Annotated in this window: 21 protein-coding genes; 12 read left to right on the top strand and 9 right to left on the bottom strand. The window is 47.2% G+C overall.

What is annotated here, in order from left to right:
- Positions 1 to 35: 35 nt before the first annotated feature.
- The 9 genes from OGM81_11135 to OGM81_11175 all read right to left on the bottom strand — a co-directional run bounded on the left by OGM81_11135 (position 36) and on the right by OGM81_11175 (position 10,083).
- On the bottom strand, positions 36 to 353 hold the full coding sequence (locus OGM81_11135) for a winged helix-turn-helix domain-containing protein (GenBank protein UYJ42885.1): 318 nt from the start codon (positions 351 to 353) through the stop codon (positions 36 to 38).
- On the bottom strand, positions 340 to 2,742 hold the full coding sequence (locus OGM81_11140; GenBank protein ID UYJ42886.1) for a hypothetical protein: 2,403 nt from the start codon (positions 2,740 to 2,742) through the stop codon (positions 340 to 342). The genes OGM81_11135 and OGM81_11140 overlap by 14 nt, the downstream gene beginning before the upstream one ends.
- Complete coding sequence (locus OGM81_11145; protein ID UYJ42887.1) at positions 2,739 to 3,503, bottom strand: ATP-binding cassette domain-containing protein; 765 nt, start codon at positions 3,501 to 3,503, stop codon at positions 2,739 to 2,741. Before OGM81_11145 ends, OGM81_11140 begins: the two co-directional genes overlap by 4 nt.
- A gap of 55 nt (positions 3,504 to 3,558) precedes the next feature.
- Entirely contained in the window at positions 3,559 to 4,899 is a 1,341-nt protein-coding gene (locus OGM81_11150) for a hypothetical protein (GenBank protein UYJ42888.1), read from the bottom strand.
- Positions 4,900 to 5,219: 320 nt separating this feature from the next.
- On the bottom strand, positions 5,220 to 5,801 hold the full coding sequence (locus OGM81_11155; GenBank protein UYJ42889.1) for a hypothetical protein: 582 nt from the start codon (positions 5,799 to 5,801) through the stop codon (positions 5,220 to 5,222).
- Between the two features lie 178 nt (positions 5,802 to 5,979).
- Complete coding sequence (locus OGM81_11160; protein UYJ42890.1) at positions 5,980 to 6,321, bottom strand: winged helix-turn-helix domain-containing protein; 342 nt, start codon at positions 6,319 to 6,321, stop codon at positions 5,980 to 5,982.
- Between the two features lie 612 nt (positions 6,322 to 6,933).
- Positions 6,934 to 7,800, bottom strand: a complete 867-nt coding sequence (locus OGM81_11165) for a hypothetical protein (protein UYJ42891.1) — start codon at positions 7,798 to 7,800, stop codon at positions 6,934 to 6,936.
- A 241-nt stretch (positions 7,801 to 8,041) separates the two neighbouring features.
- On the bottom strand, positions 8,042 to 9,388 hold the full coding sequence (locus tag OGM81_11170) for a GHKL domain-containing protein (GenBank protein UYJ42892.1): 1,347 nt from the start codon (positions 9,386 to 9,388) through the stop codon (positions 8,042 to 8,044).
- The gene (locus OGM81_11175) at positions 9,364 to 10,083 is read right to left on the bottom strand and encodes a LytTR family DNA-binding domain-containing protein (GenBank protein ID UYJ42893.1); all 720 of its coding nucleotides are present in this window, start codon (positions 10,081 to 10,083) and stop codon (positions 9,364 to 9,366) included. The genes OGM81_11170 and OGM81_11175 overlap by 25 nt, the downstream gene beginning before the upstream one ends.
- 191 nt (positions 10,084 to 10,274) lie before the next feature.
- Here OGM81_11175 and OGM81_11180 point away from each other — a divergent pair, with 191 nt between their 5' ends.
- From OGM81_11180 to OGM81_11235, 12 genes are all read left to right on the top strand, one after another.
- Entirely contained in the window at positions 10,275 to 10,673 is a 399-nt protein-coding gene (locus OGM81_11180) for a helix-turn-helix domain-containing protein (GenBank protein UYJ42894.1), read from the top strand.
- A gap of 115 nt (positions 10,674 to 10,788) precedes the next feature.
- Positions 10,789 to 11,349 carry an accessory gene regulator B family protein gene (locus OGM81_11185; GenBank protein ID UYJ42895.1) on the top strand — a complete coding sequence of 187 codons (561 nt, stop codon included), beginning with the start codon at positions 10,789 to 10,791 and terminating at the stop codon, positions 11,347 to 11,349.
- A gap of 51 nt (positions 11,350 to 11,400) precedes the next feature.
- The gene (locus OGM81_11190) at positions 11,401 to 11,562 is read left to right on the top strand and encodes a hypothetical protein (GenBank protein UYJ42896.1); all 162 of its coding nucleotides are present in this window, start codon (positions 11,401 to 11,403) and stop codon (positions 11,560 to 11,562) included.
- A 452-nt stretch (positions 11,563 to 12,014) separates the two neighbouring features.
- Positions 12,015 to 12,392: a hypothetical protein gene (locus OGM81_11195; GenBank protein ID UYJ42897.1), complete on the top strand. Its 378-nt coding sequence runs from the start codon at positions 12,015 to 12,017 to the stop codon at positions 12,390 to 12,392.
- Between the two features lie 186 nt (positions 12,393 to 12,578).
- Positions 12,579 to 14,027 carry a ParB/RepB/Spo0J family partition protein gene (locus OGM81_11200; protein UYJ42898.1) on the top strand — a complete coding sequence of 483 codons (1,449 nt, stop codon included), beginning with the start codon at positions 12,579 to 12,581 and terminating at the stop codon, positions 14,025 to 14,027.
- A 282-nt stretch (positions 14,028 to 14,309) separates the two neighbouring features.
- Complete coding sequence (locus OGM81_11205) at positions 14,310 to 14,651, top strand: hypothetical protein (GenBank protein ID UYJ42899.1); 342 nt, start codon at positions 14,310 to 14,312, stop codon at positions 14,649 to 14,651.
- The gene (locus OGM81_11210; GenBank protein ID UYJ42900.1) at positions 14,651 to 15,364 is read left to right on the top strand and encodes an antirestriction protein ArdA; all 714 of its coding nucleotides are present in this window, start codon (positions 14,651 to 14,653) and stop codon (positions 15,362 to 15,364) included. Before OGM81_11205 ends, OGM81_11210 begins: the two co-directional genes overlap by 1 nt.
- 124 nt (positions 15,365 to 15,488) lie before the next feature.
- Entirely contained in the window at positions 15,489 to 15,887 is a 399-nt protein-coding gene (locus tag OGM81_11215) for a PcfB family protein (protein ID UYJ42901.1), read from the top strand.
- Positions 15,874 to 16,182, top strand: a complete 309-nt coding sequence (locus tag OGM81_11220) for a conjugal transfer protein TraG (GenBank protein UYJ42902.1) — start codon at positions 15,874 to 15,876, stop codon at positions 16,180 to 16,182. The genes OGM81_11215 and OGM81_11220 overlap by 14 nt, the downstream gene beginning before the upstream one ends.
- A gap of 23 nt (positions 16,183 to 16,205) precedes the next feature.
- Complete coding sequence (locus tag OGM81_11225; protein UYJ42903.1) at positions 16,206 to 18,080, top strand: recombinase family protein; 1,875 nt, start codon at positions 16,206 to 16,208, stop codon at positions 18,078 to 18,080.
- Between the two features lie 79 nt (positions 18,081 to 18,159).
- Complete coding sequence (locus OGM81_11230) at positions 18,160 to 18,351, top strand: transposon-encoded TnpW family protein (protein ID UYJ42904.1); 192 nt, start codon at positions 18,160 to 18,162, stop codon at positions 18,349 to 18,351.
- Positions 18,352 to 18,484: 133 nt separating this feature from the next.
- Positions 18,485 to 18,781: a hypothetical protein gene (locus tag OGM81_11235; GenBank protein UYJ42905.1), complete on the top strand. Its 297-nt coding sequence runs from the start codon at positions 18,485 to 18,487 to the stop codon at positions 18,779 to 18,781.
- Positions 18,782 to 18,847 lie beyond the last annotated feature (66 nt).

The raw sequence follows: 18,847 nt of genomic DNA on the forward strand, positions 1-18,847 counted from the left end.
TTACCTCCATATCGGCAATCAGAATAAAGCGACTCTCATAATGAGCGATTTGCTCTACAGCTTTCGTGCATAGAAAGTGCATACCCCCGTCCCATTACGGTTTTTAAATCATCCGGGCCTAGATTCAGTTTCTTCCGCAGCTTTGCGATATGCACATCAACCGTTCGCGTCTGAATCGGCACGGTGATATTCCATGCAGATGCCAGCAGAAAGTTTCGGGAGCAGATGTGCCCAGAATGGTCGAGCAGCGTAATGAATAGTTGATATTCTGTGGTTGTTAGGTGAATGCGGCAGCCTTGCCTTTGAACGGAGAAATTACTTTCATCGATGGACAGATTTTTATAATACTTCATCTGGAACACCTATCATGTCATAGTCATCAATAAGGGCCTGACCAATCGCCCATGCGAGGAAGAATGCTGCGCATACCAGAAAAATCGGAATCCACATTGCGTTGTAGCTTTCTCCGTTGGCGTTATAGCCTTTGTTTTGCCAGAGCGCTGCAGCATGGAATAGAGGATAGAATCCCAGCCACTCGATACCATTTTTCATTCCGGAAAGGCTCAGCAGCGCGGGCAGGCAATAGGCAACTGCACTGATAAAGAGCGCAGTCAGCAAATTCCCCAATTTCTGTCCAAGCCATAAGGTGATCCGGCTCATGCAGAGGCAGGCGGCAAAACGGCAGATTAACCAGAAAATCAGCAAATCCGACAGGGTTATAAACTTGGGTACAGCCTGCAAGTCGGAAATACTCATCGCAGGTCCCAGCAAAGAGGGCAAGCCATAGTCACGCAGCACCTGCCACAGGTGGGGCAGAACGGTTCCGAACGATATAACCGCTGCCACAGCGGTACTTTGCCGCAGCTTTGCCTTTACAGTGTGTTTGCGGCCCAGTGATGTGGTTGCCAGAATCTCATCCATGCCGCCTTTGCGTTCCATTGCAAATAAGCCGCTGAAGCACAGCGCACACAGTAGCCCCGCCAGAAGTGTATCCTGTACATCGCCGGTGCCGGTAAAGCCGAACAGCTTTTTATATCCGGTTTCATAGACAAGCCATGCACCGGGATTCTCTTTCAGATAGTAATTGATGTTGGACTGCACTACACGCTGATAGACAGAATATTTCTGCTGCAGTGAACTGTAGGCCAGCAACGCATCACTGCTCAATTCGCCGCTGTTGACACGCTTCTGTGTCTCCAGCATGGGAATAAACTCGTTACGCTGATTTCGTATCCAGTCGCGGCTTTCTTCGCTCCACGGGCCGGAAATATGCTTCATATAATAGGCATAGTAAATTTCGTCCGCGTCTATGTAGCTCTCCGCCGTCACGCCCTGATAGATTCCAAACACCAGAAACGCTGCCAAGAATACTGCGGCTCCATTCATCAGCAATAACTTCCTGCCCTCTTCATGGGTAACAGAGGTCGCACGCGTTTTACGGGAAAACGGAAGTGCAAAGCTGTGCTTGGCAGCCGGCAGTAGCTGTGCCTTGGCAAATACCGTACAGAATGCCACAAACAAGCTGCCGCCAAAAACGGCTGCCGTCAACCATTCGACCAACGGCAGGCTGACAGGATTACCAAACCAGAAAAGATTCCGGTAGTTTCCCAGCAACTCATTGGTCTGCAGCAGGCTTACCATATTGGCATACTTTATGACATTCAAATGGCTCGTGGCAGGAATCGCAGCACGGATGCCATACATCGCCAAAGGCAGCGCCAACGCACCAATCCAACCGGCCGCAGCACGTTTGGCGATAAGGGCAGCCAGCATGACCCACAGCCCCATCACAAACGCACCGGCCCACTTAGCAAGTAAAAACCGAAAAAGATACTGGCCAACGGTAATCTGCATGGTACAGCGCATCAAAGCCGGAACGCTTTGAATCGTGCGGCTCATGGGGCCAAGGCTGAACAATGCCGAACAGTATGCAAGATTGACCCCATACAGCACCATCAGAACGACCAATAAGCTGGCAGCAAATGCCGCCAGCTTTGCAATGGCCGTTTTCAGCCGCCCACCGGGGAGACTACGAATCAAACTCAACAAGCCGCTGTCGCGCTCTTGGCGCACAAGAATCAACGCAAGTAAGAGCATAGATGCCAGCAGGATAAGGTCGGTGAACGCATAGCTGATGGCCGTGTACAGACCTTTCTGCGGGTAATAATCTATGGGTGTCTCGGTTAGTCCGGCGTAAACCTGTGCGGTCAATTCGATGTTTTTCAAATCGTACCCGGTACGGTCGTTTTGAAAAATTGAGATGCCGGACAGTTGGGATGCCTTGGTCTGAACGCCATCCAGAAAGTCGCTGTAGGCCGCCACGGTGTCATATTCGCTTTGCAGCTGGCTGAACAGGCGGTACTCTGTGTTCAAGTTATCCGTGAACAGAGTATAGGTCTTATCTGTGTACTCTTGTTCATAGGCATCGAACATAGCGGCGTTGTCCTGCCGATACTGAGTGAGTCCATAGCCGCCGTAAGCCTGTTCCCGATAATACTGCCCGATTTTCACAAGGCTTTCTATCTCAGTGTATTTGTCGTGAAGAAAGGTCCCTTTTTCTTCCAGGGTTTTATCGGAAAGCTCGGCACCTACTGCGTGATAGGCTGATGCGGGAGGCTGTTTGGCCGTGGGGCGAGTACCCATCCACAGCAGTAGGAGATTGGCAGCCGCCAGTATAGCCAACAGGGCAGGGAACACTCGGCTGCCCCAGACTTTGCGGAGTTCAGCAAAAAACAGGCTCATTTACCGTCTCCCTCACCAAACACGTTCAGGTACACATCTTCAAGCCCTTGGCCGGGAGCGTATTTTTCAATAAGCTCCGGCACAGGTGCAGCATCCACAATCTTGCCGGCGCGCAGCAAAATAACTTTGGTTGCCACCGTTTCCACATCCGAAACAACATGTGTTGCCACAAGGATGATTCGATCCTTAGCCATATCTGCCAGCAGTTCGCGCAGACGGACGCGCTCTTTAGGGTCAAGGCCTGCCGTTGGTTCGTCTAAAATCAACAGCTTCGGATCTCCAAGCAGAGCGGATGCCAACAGCAGGCGCTGCTTCATACCGCCGGAATAAGCAGAAAGGCGCTTGTCCAACTCGGCGGTTAAATTTACGGCGGCTGCTACGCGATCCACCTCGGCTGCAACAGCTTTTCGAGGAATTTCTTTCAAGGCGGCCATGTAGGCAAGAAAACGCCGCCCAGTATAGCTATCATACAGCCCCTGCTGCTGCGGCATATAGCCAAGAATGCGGCGGAAGCCTATACCCATTGCTGGCTTGCCGCACCAGAGAACCTCTCCGGAATCTGGGGCAAGACTGCCAGTTATGATATGAATCAAGGTGGATTTTCCCGCACCATTAGGGCCGAGGAGACCATAAAGACCAGAATTAAGTTCAATCGAAATTCCAGCTAACGCTTTCTTGTTGATTGAGCGGCTTTTAGGATGGGATAGTTTTGTGGGCGTGAAGAATGTCTTCCTTAGATCGCTGATTTTTAACGAAACCATACAGCTCCTTGGTATTACAAATCATTAAAAACGGAAATAATGGTACATGAGTTTTTTACAAAGCGTCATTGATAGGGGTATAAGCCGAGACACCATTCCAATAATCGCTTTTTTGAATAAGAGCATATTGAGGGATAGAAGCCATTAAGCTACTGGGTACACCGGTGTTGTCAACAACGGTAATTTCTTTCTCTTCTACCCCATTACGGACAAGAAAAGCATCGCTTGTTTCAGCTAAAATATAGACATTTTTTTCATCGCCGTCAACAGTATACTGAAGGGTATTAGTGACGCAGTCACCAGTTGACAGGTCAATATTATATTGTATATGTGAAATGTTTGATGTGTCCCGAGTGTCAGAAGTCTCAATGATGGCATGATTATCAAAGAAACCAGATAAGTTTGTCGAATCAGTGTTGTATATAACTATATTGGAAGCAATGCATTTTTCTACGCCGGTATCTAAATCTATGCTGAATAGAGAAAATAGATCTTCATGATCATAGCGAAGACTATATACATATTTGCTATTTACAAGTTCGGTTCGCGTCTCATCATTATAGTTATAAGAGTATATGGGGGCGCTTTTCTGCTTTGTAATGACATCGAGAGTATAGTAGCTTCTATTAGTATCGGTGACCTCCTCTATAACGAGATTGTTAGCGTAAGCACCAAAAATGCGCTCTCCATATTGGTCAGTTGTATAGATAACACTGGATTCACCGTTGCTAAGGTCGAGACAACGTACTTCCCAATGACTTGAACTCGTGTTTGAATCAACCACTTGGATACTTACATATAATTTTTCGCCATCCGAGGCAGCTGTACCATAAAATTCTTCATTACTCTGCAATCGATATAGTACTTTTCTATTTGCACCATTTGCATCGAATTGGTAAATCGTTCCATAATTTTGCTCATCAGAAATGGAACCAGCATTGTCCGCGTATCCAGTTGTAACAAGATAAATTTTGGATCCATCAGCAGATGTGAAGGGATAAGCGCTTCCTAAAAAAGAAAACCAACTGGTGCATGTATCGCTATTATGAGTGCAATCTGGATCAGCACATAAATATGTACGAATATCAGTAGCATAGTCGGTGTAAAGAATATTGAGAGAGTTATTCTGAGCACTCATTATTTCATAATAACCAAATGACGTTCCTGCTCCATTACGGAAAATTCCTCCATATGGATCTGTGATTAGGGACAAATTACCCCCCTGTTGCGATTCGGCAGCTGGAAGAGTCTCGCTTTCAGAAATGGGGGAGGAAGTAACAGAATCATCTTTTGGTGAAACGCTATTTTGTGAGGAAGAACAAGCACCAAGTGATAATGCCAGTGCTAGCAATAAAATGGTGACAGTGATTTTTGATGCCTTATTAAATGTATTCATGAGAGTAGAATGTCCTTTCTACAGCAATTTGTTCTCCTTTGTTTTGATGAGAAATATAGAGGATGAGCAATTTAATCATAGTAGATGGGCGAAATAAGTGAAATGCAATGGGAAAAAGCCATACCAAAAGATCAATCCCAAAATCATTTCAAAAAACGATTTGCAGCAGGGCAAAAAAGTTCGGCTTCTGCTAGCGGAGGTAGTTGATAATTTGATATGGCATCGCTTTAGGGTGGCTTCTATTTACGATATTATAGAAGCACTATTGCTTTTCGAACGGAAATAAGAATGCTTTTACCATAAATAGAAGTTGTGATAGATTAGCGATTAGTAAAAATGCGCCACAACTGTTTGGTCTCCCCAGTGGAGGACTGCCAGTTTACGTTGCTACCATTAGTAAATCCGGTAGGTGTTAAGCACAACGCGTATGCAGGAAGGACAATACCAAAGCGACTACTACCCTCATCAACACATTTAATTGTGCAGTCATCAGCACTGTTGTTTGCAAAGGGGAACAAATCACAGTTATTGTTTACGCGATAGATGTTTAGGGCATATTGGGTATTGGCGTAATTGCGGATGTAGCAGAGGTTTTTGGTGGTGTCAATAGCACGCAAATCCCAACGTTGGGTGTCGGAATTGGTGTTTGACCACATGGTGACGTTTGTATGGTCGGTCGGCTGAGACTCACAGGCTGCATTCAAGTTGGGCATTGAATTTTCGCAGTTGTAAATCCAAACACGCGCGCTGTAAGGAGGTGATGCCGCGAACGTGGGCAGCGCCATTGCCACCATCATTGCGAGAGCGAGCAGGAACATGGGGATGCGTTTCTTCATCGTTGACATTTGATAAGCCAATCTAATGGATTTAATAGAGTTGATGTTCGGACGATATTTCAGCATCTGCGCGCCGATGCCTAATACGGAGTAGGAAACGATTGTAACTTGTGCGTTATCTTGGCATCAAAATAGCACAGTTTTCTACAAAAGTCCACTAAACCTGCGTATACGCAAAAAAATGTGCATGAATGCAAAAATCCCCTTGTGCGAGTTGTCCTGCACAGAGGATTAAAGGCCATTGTCAGCGATCAGAATAAAGTGACTCTCCTAATGAACGACTTGTTCCACAGCTTTTTTGCATAGAAAGCGTATACCCTCGTCCCATTACGGTCTTCAAATCATCCGGGCCTAAATCCAACTTCTCCCGCAGTTTTGCGATATGCACATCGACCGTCCTCGTCTGGATCGGCACTGTGATATGCCATGCAGATGCTAGTAGAAAGTTTCGGGAGCAGATGTACCCGGAATGGTCAAGCAGCGTAAGGAATAGTTGGTATTCTATGGCTGTCAGATGAATGCAGCGGCCTTGCTTTTGAACGGAGAAATCACTTTCATTGATGGACAGATTTTTATAATACTTCATCCGGAACACCTATCGTTAATAGAATAACTTGGTGGCCAAGAAATTTCGGGAGCAACAAGGATAAATAGTTTGGCCTCTGCAGACGATGGGAAAGCGATTGTAACTGATTCTGGCCATGTGGGAGTGCCTAAATAGCAAGGTATGCCATTGATCGTGAATGATTCGACAGCCTCGCCAAAGATTTCTCCATAATACAAATATAGTGGTTGGGTTGTTCGATAATCATCAGCAGATGGAAAGAGCGTCATTGTAAGGTATACCGGTAACTGTTCATCGCGCCCAGCATCTGGATTAGGCCACGGTTTGTGTGGACCTTCCGATTTTACAATTGTGTACCAAACCAAATTAGATATGGAGGTCCTCTTTAGGATATGGCAAAATATATTACCAACCTTATCACAGGTGAATGCAATTACATATTGGTGATAGTTATACTGGTAGATAATGTCACCTTGCGATATGTTCGACAATGCGCGATCAGGTGTGCAATGCATCTCATATGCCACAAACATGCGATAGGCGATACAGATAGCTACCAGTATGAATAAGAATATAATTGCATTCTTCACAATCTTTTTTGTTATGCGCATGAAAATTGATAACGTCTTTTAGTTAGTAGGGAATGCCATACAGCCGAACGGAAAGCGGCCATTGATTGGCAACATTACTAATCGAAATTCCTGCACCACTAGCGGATATACTGCCGGTAACATTATAACTTTGATATGTATGGATATAGGTGAAATACAACTCAGTAGTGTTTCCGTTTCCAGTTAAACTGCTTTTTGACATATTGAGATTAAAAAAGACATTTTTGATATATTTAAAAGCCTCTTTCTCAGTGAAATACCAAGCAATCGCTTCGTTAGAGGTCCCACCAGCAAGAGTTACCGTTGCAGAAGAATTGTCACCATATTCACCTCGAGCGGTAGTCTCACCGGTGCTAATATTTCCACCCCAATGAAAACCAGCTACATCTGCACCACTGGAAGGACAGGCTGACGGATCTGATCCAGTGCCACTCCAATTGCCCATTGCGGAAAAAAATGCCGTTAGGGAATTGCCAGATGTAGAATAGGAACCATCCATGCGAATCGTCAACTTACCTCTAGTGTTGGACACTTCTCTTGTTAGGGATGGAGCACCTTCGTCAAAGTTTTCTTTCCCGATGGCATTAACTTCATCTTCAGATAGTAAGCGACTGTCAGTAATAAACAAATTACCCTGAGAGTCATACTTGTAATGCTCTTCATAATAAACGGTTACAGAGGCACCGCTCAAATGAGTCGTTCCGTCTCGAGCCATAAGTGTGGTGCCGTTTTCAATTTCAATGTAAGCCTGCGGGAAAGCTTCAGATTCCGCACTTATCTGCATCGGAGTATATGATTGGGTGTCGTCCGCAAATGTAGGCAACGCTACGGCTGTTACCATTGCAAGGGAGAGCAGGATCGCAGAAATACGTTTTCTCAGTATTGACATTTAATAAGCCTCCAATCTAATGGATTTAATAGGGTTGATGTTCGGACGATATTTCAGCATCTGCGCGCCGATGCCTAATACGGAGTAGGAAACGGTTGTAACTTGTGCATTATCTTGGCATCAAAATAGCACAGTTTTCTACAAAAGTCCACTAAACCTGCGTATACGCAAAAAAATGTGCATGAATGCAAAAATCCTCTGTGCGAGTTGTTCTGCACAGAGGATTAAAAAGCAATATTGGTTATGAGAGAATTGATGTGTTCGCAGATGGTTCAGCTATATCAGGCCAGTCTGCGCTAAAAATAAATCGTCCGTCATCATAAGTGAAAAGGTACTCGGCATGATACTTTTCTAAAATGTCTTTAACGTTTCCAATGCCGAAGCCATGAAGCAAAGGGTCTTGTTTGGTTGTAGGAATGTGGCCATCGTTGATCTGAACGATATTACTGGGATTGATAATTAAAATAGAAAGCATATTCTCGCTGTAAAGGATCTGAATACTGACCCAGCGGTTTGGATCGGACAAGCCTGCACAAGCTTCCATGGCATTATCAATCAAATTGCCCAGCACAATAGTCACATCTACACGAGGAAGCCTCAGCGCGGAAAGATCATTGACACGAAACCGCATATCAATGCCTTGCTTCTTCCCAATATATCCCTTTTGGTTTAGAACCGCATCAATAGCAGCATTATGGCTGTTGACAAGCAAAATCCGCTCACTTTGGCGCACATTCAACTCGGAAAGGAATTCCTTGGCATCGTCAACACGTTCACTTTCCAACAATTCAGATAAAGTCGAAAGGTTGGCTCGGAAGTCGTGCGTCATTTTTCTTTGCCCTGCATACGCCTGACTCAAAGCCTGAATGTTTTCGTCCTGAACGTGGGCGCGTTCGTTGGCAGCAATCAGCTTCTCGCGATTTTCCGCGTTTTCTTCAAGGTAGTCTAACAAAATTAAAGCGGCAATATCAACAAGATTGAGAATCAGCAAACAAATCTGCCATACACGTTGTTCTTCCGAATAGGTATATACCTGCCTGAGTACAAGCAGTGTGCAAACAGGGAAAAAAGCTGATAAAGGGACCCAAGCCCTTGGCTGTATTCTTGCACGTAGCGGTTGGTGGTACTTATTTATTAGAAATGCAAATGCTAAGATAAACGAACAACGGAGAAAAAAGAATATAGAATAGAGCGGAACATTCCATATATATTCTTCGTAGGTAAACCCACTAATACGCATACAGAGTTCATCAAACCAGTGACTATAAGAAAATAAAACAGAATATACCGTTACAACGATAAACAACCGCCGATCCCAGCGACTTTGGTACAAAAACACACAAAACAGATATATTAAGGCGACTTCTTGCAGCATTTTGAGTGTATATCCGAATTTTGTACCAACAAATATAGATAAGAATGTGGCAATGACCCAGCACAAAAGAATATAAAGCCATCGCTTTTTTCTACTTTCATTGCGAGGGAAAAAAGCGTCAAATACAAGAACCTCGACTGCCAGCGCAACCATGTTGCCTATAAAGCTGAGAATATTTCCCCAAATTACTACCATAGTTGCTGCGCCTGCCATTTTACAAATTTTTGCTTATTGTCGCGATAACTACGAGCCCCCACAGGAAGCGTTTGACCGACTGTCAGAACTGCACTTGTGCTTTGAAAAGACTGTAGATACGCCATATTTACAAGATAACTCTTGTGGATACGTAAAAATCCATGAGGGACAAGCAGGTCCTCAAGCTGCGTCATGGTTAATCGGGTAATTAGCTGCTCACGGCATCCGCCTACCAAATGGAGATACTGTTCGCGCCCCTGGCTTTCTATCCATGCAAGAGATTGGACCGGAATAGGCACACTCTCACCCTCACAGAGAATCTCTACTTTTCGCTGCCGGGTGCGGCACATTGCCAGTGCATCTTCAAAATATGTAGGCAGCTTCTTTTCCAACTCGGATTTGGCAAGATAGCGAAAGGCATCCACTTCATACCCTTCAGGGGCATATTCGCTGAAATTTGTTACGAAAATCAATACAGCTTCCGGATTCATCTTGCGCATCTTTCTTGCAAGATCAATCCCGCTTTCTTTACCGAGGTCGATATCGAGAAATAGAATGTCATATTGCGCGATAGTGTCAGCACTCATTTCAGCAATATCAGTTAAGCAGCTCAATTTCATGGATTTGCTGGAATAGGCCGGCAATGATAGGATCCTTTTGAACATTGACTGTGCGAATGTTTGATCATCGTCACAAATAAGAATCTTGACCATACTCTCTCCTATATAGGCTCGACTGCCAATCTTTTGTTTGGGGTATGTTTTCAAAATAACGAATCCTCCGGGTTTTGTCAATAGATTTCTTTTTATATACCACGTTTGTGGAATTTAATCAAGCGGATTCCATAATTAAAACGGCGCCGAATTGTAAAATATTTATATTGTGCAAGGAGGGTAAAACGCTTATGTTGTATGATTTTGGGCCACGCCTGTTAAAACTGCGAAAAGACAAAAATCTTACGCAGCAGATGGTGGTTGAACGTGCAAAAGGGTTTGATCCGAACCTGCGACTTTCAGATTCAGTGCTGGGGAAATACGAAAGTGATCTTGCCGTTCCGCGACTGACGGAGGCAGCTGCACTGGCAGACGTTCTAAATGTTTCGTTGGATTATTTGACAAGCGGTGAGAAATGTAATGTCCTATCGCTTAAGGAATTAAGCCCAGAGCAAGTGCAATTGCTTATGGACTTGACAGCGTACATTCGAACCAAGAAAAGAAGATCTCAAGGACACAAAAATGCTCCGAAACCAACAACCGAGGAAACGGAATTGATCACTCGGCTGATTGCTGAGATTTTGTACTGAGTGCTTCTCCATCTTTCAAATTTTGCGTTTATGTCATATTTTTTGCGTTTGTGACATTTTTGTGGCGGGAATTATTTTCTGCTGATAAAATGAACAGCGTAAGGAGTTGACGTAAATGGAAGCATTGGCGGCAAGGATAGCGGCTTTTTGTTTACAAAAGCACTATATCGAACCAGACCAGATTGCTTGGCTGCAATATGGTTTGATGCGCCGCCTAATGGGAATGGTTACATTTCTTCTTCTGCTTCCAGTAGGTGCATTTTTTGACGGATGGAGGAGCACTTTCCTTTTTCTGCTGGTCTTCCGCTTCATTCGTATGCGGACAGGCGGATACCATGCTAAAACGCCAGCAGGATGCCTTTTAGGTTCAACATTTACAATGATCGTGTCACTAGAGTTTGCAAAGAGATTGCATCATGTATCAAATCTAATTTGTCTCGCTGCTGCTTCTATCTTAATTTTAAGATTAGCACCAGCAAATAATGCTGCACTTCATTTGAACGCGGAAGAACTTGTTGCAGTACGCAAAGAAGTGAAATTAAGATTAGCAATCGTTATGCTTTCGGCGTGCCTATTGCTATTTTTTAGAGAACCGATAGCATATAGAGTGACTTCTGCGATTTTGGCTGTTGCGGTCACACTATTGATTTCTAAGCTCGGCTTTGGAATGCAATAATGCATTCTATTGATAAAAATTTTAAATATAAGGACGAAAGGGGTAATAATTATGGCATCAAAAGAAACCTTTACACAGCATCTTGCCCATGAAATGGCACAGGCAGTTGTTCATCGTGAACGCTATGGCTGGCCGCCGGATTCGCAGTGGGGTATGTTTCAGCCTACTCGCCCGGAAGAAATGAAAAAGCCGGCTGCGAAAGAAGATCACTAAAAACATTCACGTAATTCGCATGTCAAACGGCGGGTAATATTCTGCCGGAAAGATTCTGACATAGCCCTTAATACCAGTTAAGGAGAGGTTTCCTTGGAAGCCTCTCCTTGTTTTTTTCATTTGGAGGTATACAACAAATTCAAAAGATAAAAAGTACCTTGAGGTCTCTTTTCTCAAAGTGCGGTTATAAGCCATTGCCTATAACTTAATAGGCTTTTCCTCTATACGGAGAACCGCATTATGAGTTTGTCGAATGAATAACTCTGGCAATTCCACGCGAAAAACGAAATGGAATTACCACTGCCATATGCGAATCCTGACGGTACATGATCCACACAGGTGGACATATACTGAAGAATTTGCGTGTGTCAATTTTCAATTCGACAAGATTCTTTGTCGCTGTCGTTCACCACCAGTATTCCCATCGAAGAAAAAATGATGGGAGTACAGAGATGATAAAAAGGAACGATGGTATATCCAAAGATGATATATGCCAAAACCAATTTACTGCTTATGTGGTTTTGGCAGTAAAACGAAAACGCCAATCTTACATAAAGAAGAAACAGAGAGAGCATGAAAAAGAAACCAGAACTAAAAAGGAGGCAGAACAATCCGAATTTAGAACCGCCAGGTATGATATGTGGAGCAGAATGGAGCCGCAAAATGAAAAACTGATGGCTGCTATGCAGCAATTAAGTCTCAAAGAGAGGTTTGTTGTCACAGAGTATGTCCTAAAAGGAAAGCCCTTTAAGGAAATTGCTCAAGAAACAGGACTCAAAGAAAAAGGAGTGGCATCTGCCTATGATTACTTCCTATTAGGAACACTGTAAATACAAGGCTTTTCGGAGCCTACAAACCAGAAAAAATAATATTTGATCTATCACATTACGCAAAAAGCCGTCCGGCATGAAAAACGGGCGGCTTTTTTGCGTGGATAGACGGAAAGGAGGCGCAAAAATAACTACAAAATTTTAGCGTTCAAATTTGTGCAACTTTAACGAAAAGGAGGATCGTAAATGGCCGATGAAAAATTGAATACTGGCCCTGCGGAGAATATTTCCCCGGAGGCCGCCGAGCCTATCATTACACCCGAACAGGCCGCAGCGTCTGAGCCCCAGCAGGAACAGACCGGGCCTGCCATACCTGAGTCCGGCGATGTGGTTGTGTCCTTTGACAAAATCAATGAACTTATGGCGGAAAAGAGGCAGAACGCCCGCGCCGAAGTCGAAAAGGCGGAAACCCCCGAAACGCCAGAGGCGGCAGCCCCCGGAGAAACACCGCAGCCCGCCAATACGGAGGAACCGAAAAAGCCGCGCCGTGGCCGTCCGCCGAAAGCGGAAAAGGCTGCGACTGAAAATCAGAAAGCGGAGAAATCGGCTGGGGCCCGCAAGGGCCGCCCACCCAAGGCGGATAAGGCGGCCCCTGACAAGCCCAAGCCGTCCAAACGAGACAAAGTGTCCCGAAGCGATGGAAAGGCCCCGGATGCCAAGGAGCCCATTAAGCCCGCACAGGATACGGCACTGAAGGAAACTGCCGCTGTGGAACAGACGGCTCCCGAGCCGACTACACCGCCCCGCCCGGTTGAGGAAGGCAAGCTGGTTTATCTGAAACTTTCCGAGGTTCATCCGTTTCACACATTCCGTCCGCACCCCTTTAAGGTACGGGACGATGCGAAGATGCAGGAAATCGTTGCTTCTATCCGCGTAAACGGTGTAATGGTTCCCGGTCTTGCCCGCCCGGAGAAAGATGGAAACGGCTATGAAATTGTAGCGGGCCATCGCCGTACCCACGGCAGTGAGCTGGCTGGACTGGAGGAAATGCCCTTTATCGTCCGTGAAATGACCGACCACGAAGCGGTACAGGCCATGAAGGACAGCAACAAGCAGCGTGACGGGATGCTCCCCAGCGAATTGGCCGCGCTGCTGGAACTCGAGGTTGAGGACATCAAGCATCAGGGCGGGCGGCTGAAAGGTGTTGCGGAAGGCGATGTCGGGAAACGCTCGGTTGAGATTGTAGGCGAGGCGCATGAAATGAACTATAAAAAGGTCATGCGCTACTTGCGGCTCAACTCCCTTGTGCCGGAGCTTCTGGATAAGGTAGACGATAAAAAGATGGGCTTCATGCCTGCCGTGGAGCTTTCCTACATCAAACCGAAAAATCAGAGGCTTATTGCTGTTTCCATTGACGGGGAGCAGGCTTCGCCCTCTCTGGCCCAGGCTAAACGGCTCCGGGAGCTGGATAAGGAAGGCAAGCTCAACGGCGATGTCATTGACGGTATCTTATCAGAACAGAAAAAGGAGGATCGAGGCGTGATTATTTCTACTGCGGAACTGGAAAAGTATTTTGGCAAGGAGGTCACTCCCGCCAAAATGAAAGAACAGATTATGTCCCTGCTGGATGACTGGAAAGAAAAACAGCCGCCGGAGCTGGCAAAAGCCCCGAAAAAGCAGGAACTTGACAAGTAACAACTTCGAGACACTTTGTCCCGAGGGCCCCGCCCTCGCGCAGAGGCTCTGGTGGTATATATCCCCCGTCGCCGCCTGTTTTTTAGTACAGCCGGGAGTGGGCCGTCAAGGGTGCAGCGCACCGCCGTTTTCGGCGGCTCGCCCTTGACGGTCTGCCCCGGCTGTGCTATTTCCCCGGCAAGCGGCGGGGATATATCCTCCAGAGCCGCCCCTTTCCCAAGACTGGGAAAGGGCGTGGGGTTTGGGTTGAACTTTCTTATTAAAATATCGGAGGTATGAACGATGAAACGACCCCTTGCTTATATCACCGCTGCATGGCTCTGCGGCGATAGCGAAAACGCAGAACTGGCGGCGCAGTATTGCCGCACCGTGTATGAGGCAGGCTTTTCTCCTATTTGTCCGCCTTTGTACTTGCCCCTGTTTCTCAATGATGCTGTTCCCGAGGAGCATAAAAGCGGCATCGACATGAGCCGTGACCTGCTCCGCCGTTCTCATGTGCTGGTTGTCTGCGGGCACAGTATGACCGAATCCATGAAAAATGATATTGCCGTGGCCCAGCGGCTGGGAATTACGGCAACAACCCTTGAGGGCATCCTGACCGTCAAGGGACAGGGCCGCCGCTAATGGCAACCCTGTTTGAAGCCTACGTTACCAACGCCGGAAAGTACAGCGAGGGCCAGCTTGTGGGTGAAACACTGAAATTTCCCACAACCGCCCAGGAGGTGGAGGCTCTCTTGAAACGGATCGGCGTGGATGGCGTCCGCTATCAGGAAATTTTTATTACCTCTTTCGATGGGGATGTGCTGGGGCTCTATGATCATTTGAGCGAGTATGAAAATCTGGACGAGCTTAATCATCTGGCCTGCCTGCTTTCCGAGCTTACCTCATCGGAGCTGGAAACACTGGAGGCCGTCCTCGACAGCGGCGATCACTGTTCCTCGGTGCGGGACATCATCAATCTGACACAAAATCTGGACTGTTACGGCTTTTACCCCGGCGTATCCGATGAGGAAACGCTGGGGCGTATTTATGTGGACGATCTGGAAATGTTGGATGTGCCGGATCAGGTAAAACCGTATTTCGATTATGAGGCGTATGGCCGGGACACCTGCATCCACGAAAACGGCCATTTTGCCCCGGGCGGCTATGTTGTCAAAGAAAGCGATCATTTCGTGGAAGTGTATCACGGCTTGCAGGATATTCCCAAGGAGCATAAGGTATTCTCTTTCCCGAAGCTCTCTATCCGGGAGCAAATGGCCGCTTATCAGGAAATCATAGACGGTTCTTCTTTGGAGGGCTACCGTCAAATGCAGAAAAAAGACCGTGGGGATCGGTGATGGCACTTCGAGACAAATTGTCCCAAGGAAGGAGGCGGTGTAACTGATTGATGAAGATATTTCCCGGCGCACGATAGCCATATCCGTAAAAACAACCAAGCTGACGGCGCGGGGACTGGCGTATGTGCTGGGCATGGTGGGCCGGAAGATCCGCAAGGCATACCGTGGGCGGCAAGTACCGCACGGAAAACAAAGTGTGCGAAAGCTCATGGCCCACGGTACAGCCACCAACAGCATTGAGCTATCCGGGGATGCCAAGTCCTTTGACCGCGTGGCCCGGAAATGGAATGTAGACTATGCGTTCTATAAAACCGGGCCGGACAAATACCTGCTGTTTTTCAAGGCTGGACAGGCAGACGCAATGACCGCCTGCTTTTCTGAGTATTCCCGTAAGGTGTTAAGCAAAGCAAAATCGAACCGTGTTCCCATCCGGGAACAACTGCAACAGGCGGCAGATCAGCTTTCCAAAGAAAAGCCGAAACAGAAAGAACGTGCAAAGGAGGTGGCCCATGAGGACAGATAAGATTAGAAAATATCTCATTCCAAACATTCCCTATCTGTTCATCCTGTGGGCGTTCCTCAAGCTGGGAACGGCCTACCGGCTGGCGGCGGGTAACGATTTTGCACATAAGCTCATCGGGCTGGGCCAGACGATTGGCCCGGCCTTTGCTGACTTTGCGCCCGGTCTTGCTCCGCTGGATTGGCTTGTCGGTATTGTAGGAGCCGTTGGTTTCCGGCTGCTGATCTATTTCAAAAGCAAGAACGCTAAGAAGTTTCGGCGGGATGCAGAATATGGCAGCGCCCGGTGGAGTGCATAATTTTAAGTGTAAATGACACATACATGGACGCACAGGAGGTTATGCACATGACTGATTATAGCAAAATTACAGCCCTTTACTCCCGCCTTTCCGTGGGCGACGAGGACAGGGACGGCGGCGAGAGCAACAGCATACAGAACCAAAGAATATTTTTGGAGAACTATGCCAGAGGGCAGCACCTAACCAATATCCGGCACTACATCGACGATGACGAAAGCGGCAGATTTTTTGACCGTTCCGCCTACTCCCGCATGATGGACGATGTGGAAAACGGGAAAATCGGTGTCTGCATTATGAAAGACCTCACCCGCTGGGGGCGTGACTATCTCCAAGTCGGCAACGCGATGGAGATATTCAGACGGAACAATGTGCGCTTTATCGCGGTCAACAACGGGATAGACAGCGAGAAGCCCGACACATTGGAGTTTGCGCCCTTTATCAATATCATGTCGGAGTGGTACGCAAAGGACATCAGCAAGAAAGTGAAAACGGGCATTAAGACCAAAGGTATGAGTGGAAAGCCGATTGTCACCGAAGCCCCTTACGGCTATGTCAAAGACCCGGACAACAAGGATTTTTGGATAATCGACGAAGAAGCCGCCGAGGTTGTCCGTTTGATTTTCCGTCTGTTTATCGGCGGGAAAAACCGCAACCAAATCGCCGTACATCTGACACAGGAGCAAATCCCAACCCCCACTTTCTACATGAAAGACCGCGGGCGGGGAACCTGTAAAAATAAGACGCTCAACGAGGATAACCGCTGCAAGTGGAACAAAGTCACCTTGACCAATATCCTCACACGGCAGGAGTATTGCGGCGATGTGGTCAACTTCAAGACCACAAAGCATTTCCGGGATAAACATAACCACTATGTAGACCGGAGCCAGTGGCACATCACAGAAAATGTGCATGAGCCGATTATCAGCCGCAGCGATTTTGAAACCGTACAGCGGATTTTGGAAAACGCACCCGTCAGACGCCCCAACGGGGACGGGGAAATCCACCCTTTATCCGGCTTGCTTTTCTGTAAGGACTGCGGCGCAAAAATGCACATTCGTATAGATTACCGGAACGGCGGCAAGCGGCACGTTGCTTTTTGCAGCGAGTACCACAAGGGAAAAGCCAAGAACCCCAAATGCCATTCCCCGCACATCATGGACGCGGACTTGCTCATGCAGACCATCGCGGAAGTGCTGAAGAAAATCGAGGACTATTCTATCAGCAACCGGGCGGAGTTTGAAGCATTAGTGAAAAAGAACCTTGCCATGCAGCAGACCGACCAGACCAAAAAGCAGCAGAAGCGTATTCCGCAAATCACGACGCGCCTTGAACAGATTGACAAGGTGCTGAACAAGCTCTATGAGGACAACGCCCTCGGCACGATCCCGCAAGACCGTTATGAGCAGATGTCGCAGAAGTATTCGGAAGAATACTACACGCTGAAAGCGGAGCTTGCCACGCTCCAAAAACAGCTATCCGCTTATGAGAACGCGGGAGGACGGGCGCAGAAGTTTTTGAAGCTGACGGAACGCCATGCCGCCTTTACCGAGCTTACCCCCGCCATTCTCAACGAGTTTATCAGCCGGATTGAAGTGCATGAGCGCGACCAGAAAAGGGCGAGATACGCAATCCAGCACATCAGCATATATTTCAATTATATCGGCAAGTTTGAGAACGAAGTGACACAGCTTGCAGAGCCGACCGAGCAGGAAATCCGGCAAATGCGGGAGGAAATCGAAGAAGCCAAAAAGGAAAAGAGCCGCGCCTACCACCGCAACTATTCAAGGGAATACCGGGCGAGAAATCTTGAAAAGCAGCGGGAGTATGACCGCATGAAAGCGCGGGAATACCGGGCAAAGAGAAAGGCACAGGCAGCCGCCGCACAGCCCGCACAGTAAAACAGAATAACCGTCAACCAAGAGGGATTTTCCGAACTACGGGAAATCCCTCTTTTGCGCCCAAAGAAAGGAGCCGCCTATGGCAAAACAGACCCCCGACAGTATCATCACGACCCAGAGGAACGGGCAGACCATTGTTGCGGAGTTATTTTTCAATCACAGCAGCACAGAAACATTCCGCGACAAGCTGCTCAAACTGGTGCTTGCCGACAGTTCGCGTTTATCCGCGTTTGACGGTCAAGAACCGGAAAAAACGGAAATCTTGCGATAACAGCCGCCCCGACGATACACTCCCCGTCTGGGCGGTTTCTATTTGAAAATCCTCATTTTCCCCAAGTCAAGAGCCGGGAAAAACACCCGAAAAATGCCCCTATTGCGTAACAGGGGCGCAGAAAGGAGAGTTTATGAGAACAGGGCTTACGAAGCAGGAAAAGACCACCGATATTTGGTTTGACGAGAAAGACCCCCTTATCCATATCCGCACCCACAACACCGACTTAAAGAAGCGGCTTGCCGCCTACGCCGGACAGCACCCCGACCAGTGCCGCCAGACCGACGCAGACCCCGAAACGGACTGCATGGAGTTTGATATTGCAAAGGGGCGTTTCTCTTTCCGTCTGACCGCCCCATACAACGAGGAACGGCGGGAAGCTGCGCGGCGGTCTGCCAGAGAAAACAAGGCCACTGACAGGCTGAAATGAGGTGGATTTATTCATAACCATGTGCTATGATATTTATAGATAGTGAAACTTCCTTTCAATTTTTTC

This window comes from Oscillospiraceae bacterium (assembly GCA_025758045.1).
Taxonomy (GTDB): Bacteria; Bacillota; Clostridia; order Oscillospirales; family Ruminococcaceae; genus Gemmiger.